Consider the following 1,715-nt stretch of genomic DNA (forward strand, 5'->3'; position numbering starts at 1 on the left):
GCCCGACATGCTGCCCGTGATCGGCGCGGCGCCGCGCCACCGCGATCTGTGGTTCGCGTTCGGGCATGCGCATCACGGCTTCACGCTCGGCCCCGTGACCGGCCGGCTGGTCGCCGACCTGATGACCGGCACGCAGCCGTTCGTCGACCCGGCGCCGTTTCGCGTCGAACGCTTTCTGCACGGCCGCTGAACCGGCGACCGTGCGCTGCAGCAGGGCGGCCGGCACACGACGCCGGCCGCTCCATCCAGCGGCCGGCCGATCCGGCTCGCCGCGACGATCAACGACTGGAGACAACATGCAACAGCACACGATGCGGCGCGAGCTCGGCGCGCGCCAGATTTCGTTCATGGCCCTCGGCATGGCCATCGGCGTCGGCCTGTTTCTCGGCTCGGCGTCCGCGATCAAGGCGGCCGGGCCCGGCGCGCTTGTCGCCTACCTGATCGGCGGTGCGATGATCTTCCTGATCATGCGCGCGCTCGGCGAGATGGCCGTGCACCGGCCGGTGTCCGGCTCGTTCGGTGCGTATGCGTTCGAATACGTCGGGCCGTTCGCCGGCTACGTGGTCGGCTGGAGCTACTGGCTGCTGATGGTCGGCGTCGGCGTCGCGGAGACGACCGCCATCGGCATCTACATGGGCTTCTGGTTTCCGGACGTGCCGCAGTGGCTGTGGGTCGTGTCGGCGATCGCCGCGATCTCGGCATTCAACCTGCTCAACGTGAAGGTGTACGGCGAGCTGGAATTCTGGTTCGCGATCGTGAAGGTCGTGACGATCGTGCTGATGATCGCGGGCGGCGCGCTGATCGTGTTCACGGGGATCGGCCATGGCGGCGTGCCGGTCGGCCTGTCGAACCTGTGGCGCCACGGCGGCGTGTTCCCGCACGGCGTGCTCGGGGTCGTGAGCGCGCTGCCGATCGTCGCGTATTCGTTCGCGGGCGTCGAGATGATCGGCCTGACCGCCGGCGAGGCGCGCGAGCCGCAGAAGATGATTCCGCGCGCGATCAACTCGGTGCTGTGGCGCATCCTGATCTTCTACGTCGGCGCGCTGTTCATCATCATGGCGCTGTATCCGTGGCACGAGCTCGGCGAGCACGGCAGCCCGTTCGTGACGACGTTCGAATCGCTCGGGCTGCGGCAGGCGGCCGGCATCGTCAACTTCGTGGTCGTGACGGCCGCGCTGTCGAGCTTCAACTGCATCGTGTTCAGCGGCGCGCGCATGCTGTCGAGCATGGCCGGCAACGGCCTCGCGCCCGCGTCGTTCGCGGCGCTGAGCGCAAGCGGATCACCGTCGCGTGCGGTGCGGGCGACCGTGCTGTTCATGTCGGTCGGCGTGGTGCTGAACTACGTGATTCCCGCGCGCGTGTTCGGCTGGCTGATGTCGTTCCTGTCGTTCGACGTGGCCGTGATCTGGGCGATGATCGTGCTGACCCACATGCGGTTCCGGCGCGCGCTGGCCGCGCGCGGCGAGACGGTGGCGTTCCGCATGCCGTATGCGTCGGTCACGTCGTGGATCTGTCTCGTGTTCGTCGCGTTCGTGTTCGTGATGCTCGGCGTCGATCCGTCGACGCGCGGGTCGCTGTATGCCGGCGCGGCGGTGATGGCGTTGATGGCGATCATCTACCGGCGTTCGCGGCACCTGCAGGCGGCCGCGCGGTCGACGCGTGTCGGGCTCGGCGTCGAGCGCGTGTGACGGTCATGCGCTGAGTCGCGGCTGTTG

At 68.7% G+C, this 1,715-nt stretch carries 2 protein-coding genes; both read left to right on the top strand.

Translation table 11 applies throughout. The features are described from left to right. Positions 1-190 (top strand): FAD-binding oxidoreductase (locus JYJ84_RS35945; RefSeq protein ID WP_205190234.1); only part of this gene is annotated, 190 nt, incomplete at its 5' end. Positions 191-296: 106 nt separating this feature from the next. Beyond that, complete coding sequence (locus tag JYJ84_RS35950) at positions 297-1,688, top strand: amino acid permease (protein ID WP_175222720.1); 1,392 nt, start codon at positions 297-299, stop codon at positions 1,686-1,688. The last annotated feature ends 27 nt before the right edge of the window (positions 1,689-1,715 follow it).

The sequence above is a fragment of the Burkholderia sp. LMG 13014 genome (assembly GCF_905232215.1).
GTDB lineage: Bacteria > Pseudomonadota > Gammaproteobacteria > Burkholderiales > Burkholderiaceae > Burkholderia.

Bases quoted from the DNA above. Each gene is read 5' to 3' on its own strand.
- JYJ84_RS35950 (WP_175222720.1), top strand. From the start codon at position 297: ATGCAACAGCACACGATGCGGCGCGAGCTCGGCGCGCGCCAGATTTCG.